General features: G+C 72.4%; 12 protein-coding genes. All 12 read right to left on the reverse strand.

Features of this window, described 5'->3' with window-relative positions; all coding sequences use genetic code 11:
* Window positions 1–9: 9 nt before the first annotated feature.
* The 12 genes from ACLIRP_RS14905 to ACLIRP_RS14960 all read right to left on the reverse strand — a co-directional run bounded on the left by ACLIRP_RS14905 (window position 10) and on the right by ACLIRP_RS14960 (window position 17,239).
* Window positions 10–1,563 carry a RagB/SusD family nutrient uptake outer membrane protein gene (locus tag ACLIRP_RS14905; RefSeq protein WP_412061255.1) on the reverse strand — a complete coding sequence of 518 codons (1,554 nt, stop codon included), beginning with the start codon at window positions 1,561–1,563 and terminating at the stop codon, window positions 10–12.
* Between the two features lie 59 nt (window positions 1,564–1,622).
* The gene (locus ACLIRP_RS14910) at window positions 1,623–4,754 is read right to left on the reverse strand and encodes a SusC/RagA family TonB-linked outer membrane protein (RefSeq protein ID WP_412061256.1); all 3,132 of its coding nucleotides are present in this window, start codon (window positions 4,752–4,754) and stop codon (window positions 1,623–1,625) included.
* A gap of 247 nt (window positions 4,755–5,001) precedes the next feature.
* On the reverse strand, window positions 5,002–5,430 hold the full coding sequence (locus ACLIRP_RS14915; RefSeq protein ID WP_412061257.1) for a TonB-dependent receptor plug domain-containing protein: 429 nt from the start codon (window positions 5,428–5,430) through the stop codon (window positions 5,002–5,004).
* 70 nt (window positions 5,431–5,500) lie between these two features.
* Entirely contained in the window at window positions 5,501–7,723 is a 2,223-nt protein-coding gene (locus ACLIRP_RS14920; protein ID WP_412061258.1) for an FG-GAP repeat domain-containing protein, read from the reverse strand.
* A 62-nt stretch (window positions 7,724–7,785) separates the two neighbouring features.
* Window positions 7,786–10,482 carry an amylo-alpha-1,6-glucosidase gene (locus ACLIRP_RS14925; RefSeq protein WP_412061259.1) on the reverse strand — a complete coding sequence of 899 codons (2,697 nt, stop codon included), beginning with the start codon at window positions 10,480–10,482 and terminating at the stop codon, window positions 7,786–7,788.
* 60 nt (window positions 10,483–10,542) lie between these two features.
* Complete coding sequence (locus ACLIRP_RS14930; RefSeq protein ID WP_412061260.1) at window positions 10,543–11,904, reverse strand: TlpA family protein disulfide reductase; 1,362 nt, start codon at window positions 11,902–11,904, stop codon at window positions 10,543–10,545.
* A 143-nt stretch (window positions 11,905–12,047) separates the two neighbouring features.
* The gene (locus ACLIRP_RS14935) at window positions 12,048–12,362 is read right to left on the reverse strand and encodes a hypothetical protein (protein WP_412061261.1); all 315 of its coding nucleotides are present in this window, start codon (window positions 12,360–12,362) and stop codon (window positions 12,048–12,050) included.
* The gene (locus ACLIRP_RS14940; RefSeq protein WP_412061262.1) at window positions 12,359–12,697 is read right to left on the reverse strand and encodes a DUF86 domain-containing protein; all 339 of its coding nucleotides are present in this window, start codon (window positions 12,695–12,697) and stop codon (window positions 12,359–12,361) included. Before ACLIRP_RS14940 ends, ACLIRP_RS14935 begins: the two co-directional genes overlap by 4 nt.
* On the reverse strand, window positions 12,694–12,978 hold the full coding sequence (locus ACLIRP_RS14945) for a nucleotidyltransferase family protein (RefSeq protein ID WP_412061263.1): 285 nt from the start codon (window positions 12,976–12,978) through the stop codon (window positions 12,694–12,696). The genes ACLIRP_RS14940 and ACLIRP_RS14945 overlap by 4 nt, the downstream gene beginning before the upstream one ends.
* A 17-nt stretch (window positions 12,979–12,995) precedes the next feature.
* Window positions 12,996–14,573 carry an FAD-dependent oxidoreductase gene (locus ACLIRP_RS14950; RefSeq protein ID WP_412061264.1) on the reverse strand — a complete coding sequence of 526 codons (1,578 nt, stop codon included), beginning with the start codon at window positions 14,571–14,573 and terminating at the stop codon, window positions 12,996–12,998.
* 131 nt (window positions 14,574–14,704) lie between these two features.
* Window positions 14,705–16,210 (reverse strand): glycerol kinase GlpK, encoded by a 1,506-nt coding sequence (gene glpK, locus ACLIRP_RS14955; protein ID WP_412061265.1) that lies wholly within the window; start codon window positions 16,208–16,210, stop codon window positions 14,705–14,707.
* A gap of 129 nt (window positions 16,211–16,339) precedes the next feature.
* A complete protein-coding gene (locus ACLIRP_RS14960) occupies window positions 16,340–17,239 on the reverse strand; it encodes a L,D-transpeptidase (RefSeq protein WP_412061266.1) in 900 nt (299 codons plus the stop codon).
* Between the last annotated feature and the right edge of the window lie 2 nt (window positions 17,240–17,241).

Here is a 17,241-nt window from a genome sequence, read left to right on the forward strand (position 1 = left end):
GGTCGGGCCTTAGTAACCCGGGTTCTGGGCCAGGATGCCGTCCGACGCGTCGATCTGCGTCTGCGGGATCGCGAACAAGACGCGGAACGGCGCGCTGCCGTTCTTGAACGCCCAGTCGCCCGAGACGAACTGGTCGAAGCGGATCAGGTCCTGGCGACGACGGGCCTCGTAGGTCAGCTCCAGGAGCCGCTCTTCCAGGATGTCGTCGAGCGAGACGCTCGTGAGCGCGTCGGCGCCGACGCGCGTCCGGATCGTGTTGATGTCGGTGAGGGCGCCGGCCGCGTCGCCGGTCCGCAAGCGGGCCTCGGCGCGGATCAGGTACATCTCGCCCAAGCGGAAGTACGGGTAGTCGTTGTTGCCGTTCTGGCCGACGCGGTTGACGTCGACCGGAAACTTGAGGACGCGGATGCCGTCGCCCTCGCCCGCGCCGCCGCCGGCCGGCGTGACGCCGTTCGGGAAGTCGGGCGTGAACACGAGCGGGTCGCCGTTGCGGTCGTTGATCGGCTCGCCGGTGTCGTAGTTGATGGCCCGGCCCTCGGCGAAGATGACGCGGCGCGGGTCGGTGTCGAACTTGGCGTAGGTCTCGGCGATCGTCGAGAAGCCGTTCCAGCCGCCGCCCGCGAACGAGTTGTAGTGGAGCGCGCGGAACGGGAAGTTGACGCCGTAGCCGTCGGCGTTGAGGTGCTGCACCACGAAGACGTGCTCCGGGTTGTTCTCGTTGGTCGGCGAGAACTGCCCCTGCCAGGCGTCGATGCCCTGGTTGAGGCTGTAGGGCCCGTTGATGACGCGGTTGGCCGCCTCGGCGGCGTCGGCGTAGCGGGCGGGGCCGCGCTGGAGGCCGCCGGCCGTGACGGTCCCGCCGAAGACCTCGGCGTTGAGGTAGAGGCTGGCCAGGATCGCGTCGGCGGCGCCCTGCGAGAACCGGCCGCCGTTGCCGGCGCCGGCGACGGGGAGGTCGCCGCGGATGTCCTCGAACTCGCCGACGACGAAGGCGAACACGTCGGCGCGCGTCTCGGTCGGGGGCACGTTGTCCGGGTCGACGGAGAACTCGCCCTCCTCGTCGCCGATGAGCGGGATGTTTCCGAAGAGGTCGAGGAGCGTGTAGTAGTAGAAGCCGCGCAAGCCGCGGATCTCAGCGATCAGGCCCTCGCGGTTCGGCACGTTCTCGATCGACTCGAGGTCACGGAGCAGGCTGTTCGCCCGGGCGATCCCGGAGTACGACGTGTTCCAGGCGTCGTTGAGGAAGCCCAGCGTCGGCGTCCAGCTGTGCTGGTGGAGCGAGAGCCAGTCGCCGCCGTCGAACCAGTCGTTGCCACGCGTCGGGACGATCGTCTCGTCGGAGGTGACCTGGCTGAGGTTGTGGTAGGCCCAGAGCGTCCCGCGCAGCTGCGAGTACACGGGCGACAGCGCGGCGATGACCTCGGTGTCGTTCTGGTAGAAGTTCTCGGGGGTCACCGAGCTGAAGGGGTCGACCGAGAGGTCGGTGCAGGCGCCGAGTCCAAGGACCGGCACGAGCACGGCCGCCAAGAGGGCGACGCGTCCGCGGGTAGAATGCGTATTCATGGTGTATGGGGGGGCGGGCCGGCGCCAGGATTCACCGGCCCGCCTGTTGGTGGACGTGTCTAGAGGCCGAGGTTGACGCCGATCGTGAACGTCCGAGCGCGGGGGTACGACAGGTAGTCGACGCCGACGGAGGAGATCCCGGCGACCGACGCGCCGGGCGCGTTGACCTCGGGGTCGATGCCCGTGTAGGGCGTGATCACGAACAGGTTGTTGCCGGTCACGAAGACGCGGGCGTTGCGGATTTGCGGGAGGACGTTGCCCAGGCGGTAGTCGAGCGTGAGCTGGTCGAGGCGCAGGAACGAGGCGTCCTCGATGTAGCGCGAGGAGTACACGCGGGCGGCTTCGATCGACTCGTCGGCCGGGAAGTCGAGGTCGAGGAAGTTGCGGTTGCCGGCCGAGTTGCGGCCGCCGTAGACGAGCGCCGTGTTGTTGAACAGCTCGCGGCCCTGCTCGCCCCGGAAGAAGGCGCGCAGGCCGAAGTCGCCGACGGTGCCGTTGAGGCGGATGCCGTAGGTGAAGTCCGGGCGGGGGCTGCCGAGCTTGACGCGGTCGCCGTCGTCCGGGCTCTGCGTCGTGCCGACGAGCTCGCGCTCGAGCGGGCCGATGACGCCGTCGCCGTCGAGGTCGACCGGGTTGTAGTCGTTGTAGACGGCCGTGCCGTTCTGGAACTCGCCGGTCCACTCGAACCCGTAGAAGACCGGGAACTGCTCGCCCGGGGTGAGGAGGAGCGTCTGGACGTTGCTCTGGCCCTCGCCGGACACGTTGCCCGTCAGGAGCTGGGTCGCGCCGCCGAGGTCGAGGATCTCGTTCTGGTTGGTGTTGAACGTGAACCCGAGCGTGAAGCTGGCCGCGTCGTTCTCGAACAGGAGCGCGTCGAGCGCGAGGTCGACGCCCGTGTTGCGGAGCGAGCCGACGTTCTGGAGCTGGGTCGAGACGACCGAGGCCAGGATCGGCACCTGCAGGAGCAGGTCGTTGGTCGTGTTCCGGTAGAACTCGACCGAGCCGTAGAGCCGGTCGCTCAGCAGGCGGTAGTCGAGGCCGACCGTGACCTCCTCCTTCTCCTCCCACTGGAGGTCGGGGTTGGCGAGCTGTGTCGGGGCGTAGCCCGGCACGATGACGCCGTTGAGGACGGCCGAGTTGGCCGGGTTGGCGCCGAGCAGCGGCAGGAACAGGTAGTCGCCGATGGCCTGGTTGCCGACGACGCCGTAGCCGGCGCGCAGGCGCAAGTCGGTGACGGCCGTGCCGCCGTCGAAGAACGGCTCCTCGGTGATGCGCCAGGCACCCGAGACGGCCGGGAAGAGGGCGTACCGGTTGTCCTCCGAAAAGCGCGAGGACCCGTCGTAGCGGAGCGAGCCCGTCAGGTAGTAGCGGTCGCCGTAGTTGAGGTTCGTCCGGGTAAAGAACGACGCCAGCAGGTTCTCCCCGCGGTACGAGAAGGTGCCCGGCCCGGCGGCGTTGCCGTTGACCTGGATGAGCGCGCCCGACTGCAACAGGTCGTCGGCCGTCACGTCGGTCACGAAGCCCGAGGCCTGGACCGAGGTCTCGCTGACGTTGAACGACTGGTACTCGTAGCCGCCCAGGATGTCGAAGTTGGTGTCCTGGCCCAGGCGCGAGGCGTAGGTCAGGTAGGTCGACAGCGTCGCCGAGGTCCGCTCCAGCGTCCGCCGGTAGCCGGAGCCGCCGTTCGTGGTGGCGCTGGCGTAGGGCTCGCCGAGCGGGCTGGCGCCCGGGATGTACGAGCGGCGCGTGCCGACCGAGCGGTCGCCGCCGACGTTGAGCGAGGCCGTGAGCCCGTCGACCAGCTCGAGCTCGGCCGAGATGTTGCCGAGCGTCCGGACGGTCCGGGCCGTCTCGTCGATCTGCTCGGCGAGCGCGACCGGGTTGCGGAACGAGCGCTGGTTGGGGACCTCGTAGAACCCGTCGCCCGACGCGTCCGAGTAGATCGGGGCGACCGGGCGGTACTGCAGGGCGTTCTGGAACAGGCCGCCCTCGAACCCGCCGACGTCGTTGGCCGGGACGAAGTCGTCGTCGGTCAGCGCGGACGTCAGGTTGAGGCCGAGCCGGAGCTTGTTGTCGAACAGCTGGTTGTTGGCGTTGAGCCGCGCGGTCACGCGCTCCAGGCCCGACGAGATCACGATGCCCTGCTGGTCGAGGTAGCTGAGGCTGGCGCGGTACTGCGTCGTCGGGGTGCCGCCGCCGAACGACAGGTTGTGCGACTGCGAGACGGCCGTCCGGAAGATGGCGTCGACAAAGTCGGAGTTCGTGTTGTTGAAGTCGATCGAGCCGTCCGGCCCGGCGAGCGCGCCGGCCCCGAAGATGCTGGCGTTCTGGGTCACGAAGGAGCGGTACTCGTCGCCCGTGAGCACGTCGTAGTTGTTGGACGCCGACGAGAACGAGGTCGTGCCCTCGTAGTCGACCGAGACCTGGCCCGAGGCCCCGTTCTTGGTCGTGATCAGCACGACGCCGTTCGCGCCGCGCGAGCCGTAGATGGCCGTCGCCGAGGCGTCCTTGAGGACGGTCATCGACGCGATGTCGTTCGGGTTGATGAGCGTGAGCGGGTTGCGCGGGGGGCCGTTCGAGGCCTCACCGGCGCCGCCGGGCGTCACGTTGTCGTTCGAGATCGGGATCCCGTCGATGACGTAGAGCGGCTCGTTCGAGGCCGTGATCGACGTGCCGCCGCGGATCCGGACGGACACGTTCGCGCCCGGCTCGCCGCCGTTCTCGATCACGTTGACGCCGGCCACGCGGCCCTCCAGGAAGTCGGTCGGCGCGCTGATGAGCCCTTCGTTGGCGTCGTCGATGTCGACCGTCGAGACCGAGGCCGTGACGTCGCCGCGGCGCTGCGTCCCGTAGCCGACCACGACGACGTCGTCCAGGATGTTGGAGTCCTCGGCGAGCGCGACGTCGATGACGGAGCGGCTGCCGACGGTCTCGACGTGCTCGACGTAGCCGAGGAAGCGGTAGACGAGCACGGCGTCCGGGCCGTCGACCGCGATCGAGTACTCGCCGTCGATGTTCGTCGCGGCCCCCCGGGTCGTGCCCTGGATGATGACGTTGACGAAGGGGAGGGTGTCGCCCGAGTTGGCATCGGTCACGGTGCCGGTGACCGTCCGCGACTGGGCGGTGGCATCCGGCGTTCCGAGCGTCAGCAGGAGGGCGGCCAGCCCGAGGAGGGTAGCGATCCGACTCATCTGGAGTGTGGTGTGTGTGTGTGTGTCCGCGCGAGCGCCGCGCCCCAGCGTACCAGGGGCCTTCGGAAGCGCTATCGGTCAGAGAAGAGGTTAACGGCTCGACAATCGCTGTGCAACCGCTTACATCCGCCATTCCAAGCCGAAACGCCGCCTTGCCGGGGACAAAGGGGGCCTTGCACGTGCCGTGCTCGGGCCGGAAGCGCTTCCATAATCTTCACTGTGGCAGGGGCAATTTTCTGCGTCCGCGCTACCCGTCGGCCGGGGCCGGCGGGCGGAGGGTGGTGATGACGACGACGCCGTTCGCCCCCCGAGCGCCGTAGATCGCCGTGTCGCTGGCGTTCTTGAGCACGCGGATCGACTCGACGTCGCGAGGGTTGAGCCCGTCGAGCGCGCCGTCGAGGCCGAGGGGGAGCGCGACGCCGTCGACCACGAAGAGCGGGTCGGCGTTGCTGTTGCCGAAGGAGTCGGCGCCCCGGATGCGGATGGCGAAGCTGGAGCCCTGCTGGATGACCTGGACCCCGGCGACCTGCCCGCGGAGCATCGCCTCGATGCGCTGGAGGTCGCGCCGCTCGATGTCGTCGCCCTCGATCACGTCGGGGTCGCTCGCCTCACGCACGCCATTCCCAGACCCGCAGCCGGCGACGAGGAGGGCGGCAAGGACGAGGGCAACACGCATGGCGGCAGCGGAGATGCCCCGTCAATGTAGGGGATCGCCGGTCGCCCCCCAAGGCCCTCCGGCGGCCCCCTTAGGTCCCCCCGGCGACCCGCTCGGCTCGGCCGGTGCCCTCCACCAGCCGGAACCGGCCGCCGGCCGCCAGCCCGTCAACGGCCTCCTCGGCGCCGCCCGGCCACCGGACCGTCGCGCCCTCCACGACGCCGTCGCCCAGGCCGACCTCGAGCGCCAGCGTGCCCGCCCCGAAGCTGGCGCCGGTGCCGACGGTGCGGAGCAGCGTGCGCGCGGGGCCGTCGGGCGGGCGCACGCGGAGCGCGAGGCGCGCGCCGTGCGCGGCGTGCGCGCGGCCGACGAGCGTGACGGTCAGCCAGCGCCCGCCGTCGGGGCCCTCGAACAGGACGTTGCGGGCGCGGTCGCCCTCGACAGCCCCGCCCATCACCCCGTACACGTCTTCGTCGCCGTCGCCGTCGAGGTCGCCGAAGGCGATGGCATGGCCCTTTTGGAGGTGACCGAGGCCGGACGTGAGGGTGGCGTCCTCGAACGCGGGCGCGCCCGGAGCAGAGCGGTTAAGGAAGACGCGGTTCGGGATCAGTGAGGCGAGGTCGGGCGCGCCCGTCCCGACGTAGAGGTCGAGGCGGCCGTCGCCGTCGAGGTCGCCGACGCCCAGGCCCATCCCGAAGAGTGGGACCGCCAGCCCGGCTTGGGCGCTGGCGTCGCGGAAGGTGCCGTCGCCGGCGTTGAGGAAGAGCCGCGTCGTCTCAGCGGTCGGCGCCAGCCCCAGCGCCTCGCGGGCGGCGTCGGCGGGCGTCTCGAAAAAGTGCGTCACGTCGTAGCTGACGACCACGAGATCGTCGCGCCCATCGCCGTCGGCGTCGAACCACGCGACGGGGAAGCTGAAGGCGGGCCCGGCCACGCCCGCCTCGGCGGCGCCCTCGACGAACCGGACGCGCCCGTTCTCGGTGCGGTTGAGGTAGAGCGTGTTCGGGCCGCCGAGCACGGACACGTAGAGGTCGGGCCGCCCGTCGCCCTCGACGTCGCCGAACGCCGCGCCCTTGACGAACGCCGCCAGCACGACGCCCGCCTCGACGGAGACGTCGCGGAAGCGGGGGACGCCGTCGGCGTCGGTCCCCTCGTTGAGGAAAAGCTGGGACGGGTGCTCCGTCGAGGTCGCCGTCTCGCCGAGCGCGTCGGGGTAGGCCCCGCCGCTCTCGTTGCCGACAAAGAGGTCGAGGTCGCCGTCGCCGTCGATGTCGGCGAACGCGGCGGTTTGGGTGGGGTGCTCGTCGCCGAGCCCGGCGGCGTATGTGACGTCCTCGAACCGACCCGTCCCGTCGTTGAGCAGGAGCGAGTTGGGCCACCCACCGACGGCCCCGAACCAGCCGCCGCGCAGGACGAGCACGTCGGCGTCGCCGTCGTGGTCGATGTCGCCGTGGATGGTATTGAGCCCGCCGGTCAGGCCCGTCAGTCCGGCGGCCTCGGTCGCGTCGACGAACTGGCCGCCCCGGTTTTCGAGGTAGCGGATCGGATCGGCCAGCCCGTAGCTGGTGACGAGCAGGTCGGCGTCGCCGTCGCCGTCGAAGTCTTGGGCGGAGACGCCGCCGGAGATGCCGTCGAGGGCCGCGCCGCGCTGGGGGGCCGTGTTGCGCCAGCGGGGCGCGGCGTCGGGCGCGCCGAGCCCGGGCAGGGTGTGCTCCCCGGCGCCGTCGGGGTACGTGCCCAAAGCTTGGTGGGCGACGTTGAACAGCCACCGCGCACCGAGGTCGTCCGGATCGGCCGCGAGCAGGTCGGCGAGCACGTCGGCGGCGCGTTGGGCGCCGTCGGGGTCGGCGTGGACGGCGGCGCCGCGGAAGGGCAGCACGCAGACCTCGCCGGCGTGGTGGTTGGCGAGGCAGTTGGCCTGCTCGCCGCGCCGGAGGTGAGCCGTCGCGAGCAAGGTGTGGACGGCGCGCGCGAGGGGGCTTGCGGCGATGGCGTCCGGGCCGCCCGTCGCGTCGGCGAGGTCCACGAGGTGGCCGATGGCGGCGTCGGTGTCGCCGGCGTTGAGGCGCTCGCGCGCGAGGTCGAACCGGGCGCGGAGCAGGTTGTCGCCTCGGTACTGCCCGGCGGCGGCTTCCAGGAGGTCCGCTCGCGCCGTGTTCAGGACGAAGTACGGCATCGGGCTCGCGTGGGCCGCGGCGACGCGGGCGGCGAGCGTGTCGGCCATTCGCGCGGTGCCGGGGCCGACGGCGCCGGGCGACTCCCCGCAGCCGGTTACGGCGACGGCGAGCGCGAGCAGAACACAGCGGGCGATAGGCATCGGCGCCAACCTAGCGCGGGCGCGGAGCGACACCGAGTGCCCGCGCGCCCCTGAGGGCGCCGCTACCGGAGCGGGACGACGATCTCGCGGCGGACGTACCCGGACCGGTCTGGCGGGCCGTCGAACGAGAGCAGGAGGTCGGTGGCCACGCCGCGTGCACGATCGGCCGCCGAGGGCTCGATCGAGGCCACGCCCTGGGACCGGAGGGCCTCGGTGTCCGTATCCCGGTCGGTCCAAACCGCAAGCGCATAGGTCTGGCCACTACGCCCCTCGACGGTCAGACGGAGCGCGCCTTCAGAGGCGACGGACCGGAGCACGCGGAGTTGGCGGCTGACGTCGCCCGGCTCCGCCGGCTCGTAGCGGATCGCCACGTCGGTGCCGGCGCGCGCCAGTTCGACGACGACCCAGGACGTGCTCGCGGGCGCGAACTGGAGCGTCGCCCGCTGCACGTCGCCCTGGCGGTCGACCTCGAACGGCACCTCGACCCCGTCCACGGTCACCCGCGAGACGACGGCGTCGAGCGGGAGCGCGGGGGCGACCTCGACAGTCGAACCCGCGAGCCCATCGATCTGGACGCGGAGTTCGCCGGAACGACGCGAGACCAGAAGCCCAAACGTGCCGTCGCCAGCGGGCGCGTTCCGAACGCGAACGCGGTCCCAGTCGATGGGCAGGCTGGGCGCAATGCGGACGTGGCGCCCGCCGTCGGCGACCTCGATGCCGAGCAGCCCGCGGACGACGGGCGTGGCGACCATCGCCTCCGACCAGATCTGGTGGTGGCTCGACCGCCCGAACGCCGTGTTGTAGTCGCCCGAGAGCAGCTCGGTGACGTAGCCGAGCGCGTCCTGCCGCGTCAGCAGCGCGTTCGCATACAACGCCTGGGCGCCGACGTGGGGGCGGCCGTAGCGGTAGGCGCCCATCGAGGTCCACCCGCCGAAGAGGGCCCAGACCGAGCCGTTGTGGTAGCTCAGCGGGTCGTAGAGCGCGCTGTTCTTGTCCAGGATGCGCGCGCCCCAGTCGGTCGCGATGCCGGCGGCGCCGAACGCGGTGACGGCGCGTTGGGCGCGGGCGTCGTCGAGGAGCCCCCACCAGAGAGGGACGCCCTGCATGGCGGTGTTCTCGCGGATCACGCCGAGGTCGCCGAGGTCGCGGTTGCTGGCGTCGAGGAAGCGGTCCTGCTCGCGCAAGTCGGCATCGGTGATGGGGCCGCGGCGCTCGCCGAGTGTGGGCGCGCCGGGGAAGGCGGTGGCGACGGCGTAGAACCCGTCGGCGTCGTGCCAGAAGGCCTCTTCGGCCGCGGCGCGCGTGGTCTCGGCGAGCCCGTGGGCGCGGGCGGCGGCGCCCGCGTCGCCCAGCGCGTCGGCGAGGTCGGCGAGGTCGCGGGCGGCCTGCACGAAGAGGCCCTGGAGGTAGAGCGTCTCGTGGGGCGGGTACAGTGCGCCGCCCTCGACCCAGCCGTGACCGACGCCCGTGTTCTCGACGAGCCCGTTGCCGTCGGTGTCGGTCGCGGCGGTAAACGCGAGGGCGCGCTGGGCGGCGGGCCAGTGCTCGCGTACGAAGGCGAGGTCGCCGGTCTGGCGCCAGTAGTCGGCCAGGACGATCACGAAGAGCGGCGTCGCGTCGGCGCTCGCCCACGGGTACGGGTAGTCCTCGAACCAATTCAGAAACGCGGCGGACTGGCTGATCTCGTGGGGGACCTTGCCGCCGGCGCGCTGGAACTGCGCCAGAAAGCCCAGCGCCGCGCGCGTCGTCTCGTAGTCGCCGACGGCGGTCGTGGCGAGGGCGGTCCACAGGGCGTCGCGGCCGAAAAACCACGCGAAGCCGGGCCGCTCGGAGTTGCCCGACGTCCGGTACCCGGCGACGAGCCCGGTCCCGAGGTCGGGGTTGGTGGCGACGCCCTTGTCCATGCCCACCTTGGCCCAGGCGAACGCCTCGTCGAGCCGGTCGTCGGGCGTGTCGATCCGCATCGTCTCGTCGAGCCGCCGGTAGTGCGCCGCCGTCGCCTCGAACTGCGCAGGGACGGTGGCCAGCAGCCGGTCGTAGACGGCCTCGGCGTCGGCGCGGCCCGTCGTGCTAGCCGTGACGACGATGGGGATCAGAAAGTCGCGCGCCACCTCGGGCGAGACCGTCATCTCGAACCGGTTCGGCAGGTCCTGGGGCTCCTCCTGATAGGGCTGCACCGACACGTCGACCGCCAGCGGGCTCCCCACGATCCCGTAGAAGCGCTGCGTCTCCTCGCCCGTGAAGTAGCGGCCCCGCTCGGCGTCGAAGCCGACGAAGCCGGTCATCAGCCCGGCCGGCCACATCAGGCCGAGGTCCGGCGTGAAGGCCATCGAGACCGTCAGCGGCCGGAGCGCGTCGACGTCGAGGAGCATCACGATGCCGGGCTCGTCGATGGGCGCCAGGATCGTCTGGCGGACGGTGAACGCGGGGTGCGTGTAGACCAGCGTCGTGGCCTCGGGGCGGACCTCGATGCGCCGCATGATCTGGAGCCCGTCCGACGGCACGGGGTAGTCCTCCAGGTTGAACGTCAGCCGGGCGTCCTCCAACACCTTGAGCGGGTAGACCCAGGCCTCGAACGGGCGGTTCTCGTAGCCGAAGACGGCGGCGCGGCGGCCGACCACGTCGAAAAAGGCGCCGGTCGTCGTCGTCCGCTCCAAGAGGGGCCCGCTCTCGGGGAACGCGAACCGGGGCACCAGTCCGTCGGTGCTCTGGGCGCTGGCGGCGGCCGCGAGCAGGGCGAGGAGGAGGAGGGCGCGCATCGCAGGGGGCGGTGGGGGCCGCCAAGCTATTCCGTCCACCTCGACCGCGCGGGCGAGCGGCTATGGCGCGGCGTCGAGGGCGGCCCGGATCTCCTTCAGCGCGACGGTCCGGCGCCCCGTCGACGGGTGGACGAAGAACGTGCCGTCGGCCCCCACCAGGAACTTGGCGGGGTACCCGCCGACGCCGAAGGCGCTCGCGAGCGGCCGGTCGGGGTCGTCGTGGAGGACCGGGTAGTCGACGCCGTGGTCGACCATAAAGGCCCGGACCCCGTCGACATCCTGGCCCCCCGTGACGGCGTCGACGTTGATCGAGACGAACGCGATTCGGTCGCCGTAGTCGGCCACGAGCGCCTGGAGGTGAGGGATCTCCGCGATGCACGGGCCGCACCATGTCGCCCACAGGTCAACCACGACCGTCCGCCCTCGCAGGCCGGCGAGGTCGACGGGCTGGCCGGTCTGGAGGTCGGTGTAGGTGCCCGCGAGCGGGGCGGCGGCGTCGGAAGGGACGAGCGGGGCGAGGTCGGTGCCGGTCATCCGGACGAAGCGGTCCGGCCCCTGCTCGGGCGACGCCTGGGCGTACCACGCCGCGAGCGTGTCGGGCGCGAGGTCGACTGCCGAGAAGCTCCGGGCGGCGAGGTCGAGGGTGGCGAGGGCGTAGTCGTCCGCACCGGCCTCGTCGTAGGTCCGCCAGACGGCCTCCGCGAGCGGGACGAGGTAGTCCGGCTCCACCGCGCGCGTGGTGGCCGCGGCGAGTCCGGCGAACGCGGCGTCGAGGGCGCCTTGCGCGACGTCCTCGCGGATGGCGTACAGCGGGGCGTTGTCGGCGAGAAACTGCCGAGCCCTCGTCACCTTGCTTTCCACGTCGTCGTTGGGGACGGCACCGGCGTCGAGGTACGACTGGTAGAGCGCCGGTGCGGACCGGAGCGCCGGCCCCAGCGCGGCCCACTGCTCAGCGTCGAGATCGCACCGGAACGCGAGCGGGCCGCCCACATAATTGTGCCCCCAGAAGATGAGCGGGGCGTGGGCGACGTCGACCTCCCGGACGCGCTCGAGGTCGGCGAGGAAGGCGGGGACGACGAACTCGGTGTAGGCCCGGCACTCCGTCGCCTCGGGGAGGGGGGCCTCGGCCAGCGAGTACACCGTTTTGAGGAGCCACAGCGACACGTAGGGGTTGAGTTGCCCGACCAACGGGTCCTCCCCTGCCGCCTCGGCGGCCCATACTGTAGCCGCGCTGCCTATCAATGCGTCGACCTCGGCGTCGGAAGTCGGGAGAGGGTCGTCCGCCCGGGCGCGGAGGAAGTCGACAAGGGCGACCTGCTGGCGAAGGTTCCGGTTGAGGAACGTCGTGTCGATGTCGGCGCTCTGCGCGGACGCGGGGGCGGCGAGCGCGAGAACGAGGGCGAGAGGCAGAAGACGTCGCATGGCAGGAAGCATGGTGTTCCGAGCAGAAGGATAACGGGGCGTGGGACGCCGACTCCATCCCAAATCGGAGACCCACGCGCGCAGGTCGCCGCCGTGGCGTTCCGGCCGCTCTTGGAGGACGGCTGGGCGGCCGCGGACGGCGCCTAGCGCGTCAGGCGGACGAGCGCGCCGACGAGCGCCGCGAGCGCGGGGGTCGGAGGCGCGCCGGCCCACGAGACGGACCGGCCGCCGATCACGAGCGTGGTGACGACGGCGCCCTGGGCGGGTGGCCTCGCGTCGAGATCGACGGCCGCCGCCAGCCGGTCGAGGGCGCGACGGTCGCAAGCGGTGAGCCGCCCCGAGCGGCGCCCGCCGGTGACGTAGCCGCCGTGCTCGGCGGTGTAGCAGCCCTCGGCGTCGACGGCGACCTCGGACTGCGCGTCGTACTCGCCGGACTGGCGGAGCGCGAGCTGGGTCACGGGTTGTCCGCGAGCAGCCGCTCGACGGCGCGCCGGAGCGCAGGGAGATTCTGCTCGACAGTCTCCCATCCGAGGCCAACATCCACGCCGATGTAGTCGTGAACGAGCACGTCGCGGAACCCGGCGACCTGGCGCCAGGGCACCTCTGGCGCCCGCGCGCAGGTCTCGTCGGACAGCCGCTTGACAGCTTCCCCAATGACCATGAATCCCCGGATCGTGCCGTCCTGGTGCAGGGTCGAGGCCATGAAAGCCTCCCGGCCGACGGCGGTGTATGCCTCGATGCGGTCGGCCCACTCGGCAATGTGGCCGAGGTAGAAGGCGTCGTGCTCCGTCACGGCGCCAGTGCGACGGCCTCCGACAAGACACGCTCACGGAGAGCGGGGTGCAGCGCCGCCTCCGTCACGATGTCGACGCGCCGCGACGCGAGCGCTTCAAGGTCTTGCTTCAGCCCGACGAGGTCGAGGAGCGACCGGCCGGGCTGGAAGCGGACGAGCAGATCGAGGTCGCTGTCGCTGTCGGCCGTGCCGCGCGCGAACGACCCGAACAGGCGCACGTCAACGGCGCCGTGTTGGCGGCCGAGGCGTACGATGTCAGCGGGAGCGACGGGGAGCGTCATGGCATCAACGTACGTCGCTACACGACCTCGCCGGCGGCGATGGCGCGGACGGCGGCGGCCTGCGCGTCGGCCCAGGCGTCGTCGCGGCCGGTCTCCGCGGCCACGAGTGCGGCCACGGTGTCGGCGGCTTGAGCGCTGGCGTCGGCGTCCAAAAACAGTCCGCGCGTGCGGCGGGCGAGGGCGTCGGCCGCCGTCCGGGCCTGCTCGTGGCGGGCGGCATAGACGATCTGCGCGCCGGTGACGGACGGCAACCGGGGGTGGACGGGCGCCGCCAGCGACGGGTCGTCGTCGGCGATGGCATGGACAGCCGCGGCGTCGGCGCCGTAGCCTGCGAGGGCGTCGCCAGACTCGGCGAGGGCGTCGGGCAGCCAGCCGCGCAGGCGCAAGTCGGAGGTGTCGTGGGGGCGCTCGGCGAGCCCGGCCGTGTCGGCGGCGTGGTCGACGGCGTCCTCGGCCATCACGCGGTACGTGGTCCACTTCCCGCCGGTCACGGTCACCAGGCGCGAGGCCGAGACGGACACGACGTGCTCGCGCGAGAGCGCGGCCGTGCCCTCGGCGTCGGGGTCGGAGATGAGTGGGCGCAGGCCGGCCCAGACGGCGCGGACGTCGGCGCGCGTGGGCGCGGGCGTGAGGTAGCGGCCCGCGTGCTCCAGGATGTAGTCGACCTCGTCGTGCGAGGGCTGGGGCTCGGGCGTCGGCGCGTCGACCGGCACGTCGGTCGTGCCGATGACGGTGCTGCCCAGCCAGGGAATCGCGAAGAGGACGCGGCCGTCGTCGGTCTTGGGGACCATCACGGCCGTGTCGCCGGGCAGGAAGCGCTTGTCGAGCACGATGTGCGCGCCTCGGCTCGGCTCCAGCATGTTGTTGGCCGACGGCTTGTCGAGCCGGCGCACGCGGTCGGCCCAGACGCCGGTCGCGTTGATGACGACGCGCGCGCGGACCGTCCGCTCGGTCCCGTCCTCCTGGTCTCGGACGCGGACGCCGTCGATGACGCTGCGGCTCTTTTCGAAGCCGACGGCAGCGGTGTGGTTGAGCACGACCGCCCCAAGATCGGCGGCGGTCCGGGCGAGCGCGACGGCGAGCCGGGCGTCGTCGAACTGGCCGTCGTAGTACAGCACGCCGCCGTCGAGCCCCTCGCGGTTCGCCGTCGGCACGCGCTCGACGTACTCGTCTTCGGAAAGCAGCTCGGTCGAGCCGATGCCCAGGCTCGCCGCGAGCCGGTCGTAGGCGAACAGGCCCGCGCCGTAGTACGGCTTCTCCCACCACGAGTAGGCGGGCACGGCGAAGGCGCGCGAGTGCGCGATGTGGGGCGCGTTCGCCAGCAGCCGCCCCCGCTCGCGCAAGGCCTCACGGACCAGCCGGACGTCGCCGCGCGCGAGGTACCGCACGCCGCCGTGGACCAGCTTCGTCGACCGCGACGACGTGCCGGCCCCGAAGTCGACCCGCTCGACGAGCGCGGTCCGGTAGCCGCGCGCGGCGGCGTCGACGGCGCAGCCCAGGCCGGTCGCCCCGCCGCCGACGATGACAATGTCGAAGACGCCCGGGGCGGCGAGCGCGTCGCGCATGGCGTCGCGGCGGAAGGGGATCGGGGTCATGGCGGCGCGGGGTCGGGCGGGTAGAGCGCGCGGGCCGGGCGGGCGGTTCCGCTCCGCGCGGGGCGCGGCGGGGAGAGAAGAGGAGAAGAGGGTCTCGACCGCGACGCTGCGCTCGCCTTCCTCCTCTACTCTTACTCTTCCTCTCTTTCCGCCTCCTCCCGCGCCCAGTCCTTGGCGCGGTCGACGGCGCGGCGCCAGCGCGAGCGCGCGGCGCCTGGGTCGGCGTCGGGGTCCGGCGACCAGCGCGCCGAGGCGGCCCACTGCGCGTCGAGGTCCGCCTCGGTCCAGACGCCCGCGCCCAGGCCCGCGAGGTACGCCGCCCCGAGCGCCGTCGTCTCGGCGACCGCCGGGCGGACGACCGGGACGCCGACCAAGTCGGCTTGCGTCTGCATCAGGAGCCCGTTGTGCGTCATCCCGCCGTCGACGCGGAGCTCGGCCAGCGCGCCGCCGGCGTCGGCCGTCATCGCGTCCAACAGATCGGCCGACTGATGGGCGACGCCGTCGAGCGTGGCGCGAGCGAGGTGGGCGCGGTTCGTGCCGCGCGTGATCCCGAGGACGGTGCCCCGGGCGTACGGGTCCCAGTGCGGCGCGCCGAGCCCAACGAACGCGGGGACCACGACGACGCCGTCGCTGTCGGGGACGGAGGCCGCGAGCGCCTCGACGTCGGCCGAGGTCTCGATGATCTGGAGCTCGTCGCGGAGCCACTGCACGGCGGCGCCGGCTACGAAGACCGACCCTTCGAGCGCGTACTGCGCCGGCTCGCCCTCGATCTGCCACGCGACGGTCGTGAGCAGCCCGTGCTCGCTGGCGACGGGCTCCGACCCGGTGTTGTAGAGCAGGAAGCAGCCCGTGCCGTACGTGTTCTTGGCCATCCCGGGGCGGCAGCGCTGGCCGAAGAGCGCCGCGTGCTGGTCGCCCGCGACGCCCGTGATGGGCACGGCCGCGCCGAGCACGTCGGCGTCCGTCTCGCCGAACGCGCCCGACGACGGGCGCACTTCGGGCAGTGCCGCGCGCGGCACGTCGAGCAGCGCGAGCTGGTCGTCGCTCCAGTCGAGCGCGTGGATGTCGAAGAGGAGCGTCCGGCTCGCGTTCGTCACGTCGGTCGCGTGGACGCGGCCGCCGGTCAGCTTCCACAGCAGCCAGCTGTCGACCGTCCCGACCGCCAGCTCGCCGGCTTGCGCCCGGGCGCGAGCGCCGTCGACGTGGTCCAGGATCCAGGCGATTTTGGTGCCCGAGAAGTACGGGTCGAGCACCAGACCCGTGCGGGCGCGGACGGCGGGCTCGTGGCCGTCCGCTTTGAGGCGCTCGCAGAGGTCGGCGGTGCGGCGGTCCTGCCACACGATGGCGCGGTGGACGGGCTCGCCCGTCGCGCGGTCCCACACGACCGTCGTCTCGCGCTGGTTTGTGATGCCAATCGCCGCGAGGTCGGCCGCCTCGACGCCCGCCGTCGCCAGCGCCTCCCGGGCGGTCGCGAGTTGGGTGGCCCAGATCTCGTCGGCGTCGTGCTCCACCCAGCCGGGCTCGGGGAAGTGCTGCGTGATCTCGCGCTGGGCCGTCGCGACGGCGGCGCCGTCGCCGTCGAAGACGATAGCGCGGGAGGAGGTCGTGCCCTGGTCGAGGGCGAGGACGAACGGCATAGCGGCGGCGGGCGGGCGGGGCAATCTATCGGCCTGCCTCGGCGCCGCCATCGAGGTAGCCGGGGTGGGCCCGACGAATCGCATAGCACGGCCGCTCGGCCCCGGTCGAGGGCCGAGCGGCCGTGCGGGCTAGCGGTCGCCGCGGGGCACGGCCATCGGGTCGGGCGGGAGAGTCACCATGACGCGCTCCGGTCCGCCCGGGCCGTTGACGAAGCGGAGGGCCGGGCCGTCGGGCTCGGTCCCCTGCACGATCACCAACGTGCCCGGCGCGGTCGGCCGGCCGCCGAGCGCGCCGGGACCGGCCGTCGTCTGCCAGCCGTCGGACCACGCGTAGAGCCACTGCGCGTCGGCGGTCACCATCCGCACGCAGCCGTGGCCCTGGGGCGGGCCCGTCGGGACGACGTCGTACTGGTGGAGGTGGATGCCGCGCGCGGCGTGGATGTTCATCACGTAGCGCATCAACCAGCGCTCGCCGGGCGGGGCCTCCGAGGACTCGCGCTCGAGCGTCCGCCAGTTCATCGTAAAGCGGCCGCTCGGCGTCGGCGTCTCGGCGGCGCCGGTCGAGGCCGGGCCCCAGCGCGCGAGCCGGCCTCGGTCGTAGGCCGCCCACGTCTGGGTCGTCTTGTCGACGACGACGGCCTTCTCGATCTCGGCGGCGCCGGGCCACGCGCGGGGGTACGGGGCATACGCGATGGGCGACAGGTCGAAGTCGGCGGGCCGGGCGGGGAGCACGAGCCTGTCGCCAATGCGCAGGTCCTCGATACGCGGAGCGCCGAGGAGTTGGCCGAGGGTGAGGCGGTCGCGGCCGAGCGCGGCGTCGCCCTCGCCGATCTGCTCGTAGAGGGCGTGCCGAGCGACGAGCGAGTTGCCCGACGGGTGCTCGATGCGGTACGTCGCGTAGCGGACGGGCGTGTCGGGGAGCCGGGCCTGGCGTTCGAGGATCGCCCCGAGGACGGACTGGTCGTAGGTCTGGGCCGCGGCGGACCCGACCGCCAGCACGCCCAGCAAGGTGAGAGTGAGGAATCGCATGG

It is taken from the genome of Rubrivirga halophila (assembly GCF_046845755.1).
Lineage (GTDB): Bacteria > Bacteroidota > Rhodothermia > Rhodothermales > Rubricoccaceae > Rubrivirga.